General features: G+C 69.9%; 2 protein-coding genes and 1 pseudogene. 2 read left to right on the top strand and 1 reads right to left on the bottom strand.

Translation table 11 applies throughout. The annotated features are described in order from the left end of the window. Positions 1–1,878, top strand: a 1,878-nt coding sequence (locus D183_RS0110330; RefSeq protein WP_017908920.1) for a membrane-bound PQQ-dependent dehydrogenase, glucose/quinate/shikimate family, incomplete at its 5' end; no start/stop codon positions are given. A gap of 241 nt (positions 1,879–2,119) precedes the next feature. Here the strand turns inward: D183_RS0110330 and D183_RS0110325 are convergent. Then, positions 2,120–2,974: a hypothetical protein gene (locus D183_RS0110325; RefSeq protein WP_017908919.1), complete on the bottom strand. Its 855-nt coding sequence runs from the start codon at positions 2,972–2,974 to the stop codon at positions 2,120–2,122. 160 nt (positions 2,975–3,134) lie between these two features. Here D183_RS0110325 and D183_RS0110320 point away from each other — a divergent pair. Continuing rightward, positions 3,135–3,314 (top strand): annotated as a pseudogene (locus D183_RS0110320) (hypothetical protein); the annotation flags it as partial.

The raw sequence follows: 3,314 nt of genomic DNA, 5'->3' as shown, positions 1-3,314 counted from the left end.
TGCCGCGACAATGCCGGCAGCCGCTACACGCCGCTGCGGCAGATCGCTCCGGACAACGTGGCGCAGCTGCGCATTGCCTGGACCTTCCGCACCGGCGACCTGCCGGACAAGCGCTGGGGCGCGGAAACCACGCCGCTGAAGATCGGCGACAGCCTGTACCTGTGCAGCGCACGCAACCAGATGATCGCGCTGGATGCGCGCAGCGGCCGCGAGCGCTGGCGCTACGATCCCAAGGTGGCGGACAAGGCGATCCCGTATACCGCCGCCTGCCGCGGCGTCAGCTATTACGCGGTGCCCGACGCTCAGGCTACGGCGTCGACGGCCTGCCGCCAGCGCATCATCGAAGGCACCCTGGACGGACGCCTGATTGCGGTCGATGCGGCCGACGGCAAGCCCTGCGAGGACTTCGGCCAGCATGGCCAGGTCGACATCACCGTCGGCATGGGCTCCACGCCGCCCGGCTATGTCTCAATCAATTCGCCGCCGACCATCGTGCGCGGGGTCGTCGTCACCGGCCACCAGGTGCTGGACGGACAGAAGCGCTACGAGCCGTCCGGCGTGATCCAGGGCTTCGATGCGGTGACCGGCGCGCTGCGCTGGGCCTGGGACATGACCCATCCGGACTGGACCGGCGCGCCGCCGCCGGGGCAGACCTGGACCCGTGGTACGCCCAACATGTGGACCAGCGCGGCCGGCGACGAGCAGCTCGGCTACGTGTACCTGCCGATGGGCAATTCCTCGGCCGACTACTGGAGCAGTTCGCGCACCCCGCAGGAAGACCGCTATGCGACCTCGCTGGTCGCGCTGGACGTCACCACCGGCAAGCCGGTGTGGAATTTCCAGACCACCCACATCGACGTGTGGGACTACGACCTGGGTTCGCAACCGACGTTGCTGGATTTCCCGCACGACGGCACCACCGTGCCGGCGGTGCTGCTGCCGAGCAAGCAGGGCGAGCTGTACGTGCTCGACCGGCGCACCGGCACGCCGCTGGTCGGGGTCGAGGAACGCGCGGTGCCGGGCGGCGGTGTGGAGCCGCAGCGCCGCGCCAGGACCCAGCCGTTCTCGCTGTACCACTCGCTGCGCAAGCGCGACCTGACCGAGCGCGACATGTGGGGCATGACCCCGATCGACCAACTGGTATGCCGAATCCAGTTCCGCAGTGCCAGCTACAAGGGCATCTACACGCCGCCGGAAGCCGACCGCCATTCGATCGAGTACCCCGGCTACAACGGCGGCTCGGACTGGGGCAGCGTGGCGGTGGATCCGCGGCGGGGTGTGATCGTCGCCAACTACAACGACATGCCCAACTACAACCTGCTGGTGCCGCGGGCCAAGGCCGACAAGCTGGGCTGGGCGCCACGCGACCAGGTGCGTGGCGACAGCGGCGGTGCCGAGGGCGCGGGCGATCCGCAGGCGGGCACGCCGTACGCGATCAACGTCAACGCCGGCTGGCGCCTGCCGTTCACCGGGCTGCTGTGCAAGCAGCCGCCCTACGGCGGCATCCGTGCGATCGACCTGGCCAGTGGCAAAACGCTATGGGACCGTCCGTTCGGCAGTGCGCGCGGCAACGGCCCGTTCGGCATCCACTCCGGCTTGCCGATCGAGATCGGCACACCCAACAACGGCGGCGCCGTGGTCAGCGCCAGCGGGCTGATCTTCATCGCCGCGGCGACCGACGACCTGATCCGCGCGATCGATCTAGCCAGCGGCAAGACCCTGTGGCAGGCCAAGCTGCCGGCCGGCGGCCAGGCCACGCCGATGGTGTACGCGGTCGACGGGCGCGAGTACCTGGTCATCGTCGCCGCCGGCCATCACTTCATGGAGACCAAGCGCGGCGACTACGTGATCGCCTACGCGCTGCCGCCGGCAAACTGATGCGGACCGTCGCTGCGAGGTCGCGATGCGGGGTCGCGGCGGCGGGACGGGATGGATGCGGGAAGGGTGTGATTGGCCTTGTGCCGCGAACACGCCGATCCCGTCGCGGTGCGTGCGTTGACGCATGTGTGATTTGTCGACGGAGCGGCTTCAGCCGCGACAGGCGTTCACCGGAAGGCCTGTCGCGGCTGAAGCCGCCCCTACGAGAAAACATCGCGATACGCTCAACTTGCGCCGGCGTCTACTCCAACTGATCGCGAGCAAACGCTGCGTCCAGCGCTTCCATCGCATCGCGCGGCTTGAGCTTGGCGGCCTTCTCGAACGCCGCGGCGGCGTCTTCCTCGCGCTTGTCGCCGTACAGCAACAGCAGCACGTTGGCGTGTTCGACGTGGGCGATCGGCGCGTCCGGCACCAGCTTCAGCGCCTGCTGGATATGCTGTTCGGCGGTGGCGGCCTTGGCCCCGTAGGTGAGGCCGCCGATCATCGCGCCGACCTTGCCGATGATCTCGGCGTGGTAAAGGGCCAGCGCCATGTGCGCCTCGGCATGCTTGGGCTCCAGCTCCAGGGCCGCTTCCAGCGAGGCGCGCACCTTGCTGGCGATGCCCTGCTTGAGCGCCTTGACGATGCTCAGGCCCTGGCTGTAGCGGCCCAGCGCGAAGGCGTGGCGGTAGTGGCTGTTGGCCTCGTCCGGCAGCGCGGCGATCGCCGCCTCGGCCAGCGTCGCGGCCTGCTGCAGCCGCTGCAACTGCTCTTTTTCGTCCTCGACCAGATAGCCGGCGTGGATGCCGATCGCCTTGACCGCGACCGAGGCGCCGAACACGCCCAGCGCCTTGCCGGCCTCGTAGGCCTGCTGGAACTGCCCCTGGTGGAACGCCCGCCAGGCCTCGATCAGCGCGGCCGACAGGGTCTGCGCGTCGTGGCCCTTGCCGGCCTTGCCGGCTGCGTCGAGCAGGGCCTGCGCGCGTGCCGGGTCCGGATAGGGTTCGCGGTCGCCAGCGTGCAGCTTGGGCCACGCTTTCTTCAGCGCCTCGCCGGCGTAGGCGTAGGCCTTGGCGTCGTACGGAAACGGCGCCCACGCGCCCGATTTTGCTGCCATGTGGATCTCCCTGTGCGGCGCCGGGCCACGGCGTCCGCGCCGAGCATGGCGCGGGCGCCGGCGCGTGGCAAGGGTGGTCGCGGATAGTGTGTTTGCTCAAGCCGCCGGCGCCAGCATGGCGCGCATCGGGGCCACTGCCGGCCCTTCTGGAGATCGTGCGATGGCGACCAAGAAGCGTTCCACTTCCGCGCTGCGGCCGGACCGGCTGAATCCGCGGCACCTGTGGCTGGCCGGGCTGGGCGTGGTCGCGCTGACCCGCAAGCGCGCGCTGGCCGCCGCGGCCGATGTCGCGCAGGGCGCGGCGACGCTCAAGGCGCTGGCCACGCAACTGGCCGACGAG

The organism is Xanthomonas sp. SHU 199 (genome assembly GCF_000364665.1).
Taxonomy (GTDB): domain Bacteria; phylum Pseudomonadota; class Gammaproteobacteria; order Xanthomonadales; family Xanthomonadaceae; genus Xanthomonas_A; species Xanthomonas_A sontii.
The sequence above is the reverse complement of the archived record's forward strand: the minus strand, read 5'-3'. Positions and strand labels throughout refer to the sequence as shown.

Coding starts and splice junctions, on each gene's coding strand:
- D183_RS0110325 (WP_017908919.1), bottom strand. CDS start 2,974: ATGGCAGCAAAATCGGGCGCGTGGGCGCCGTTTCCGTACGACGCCAAG.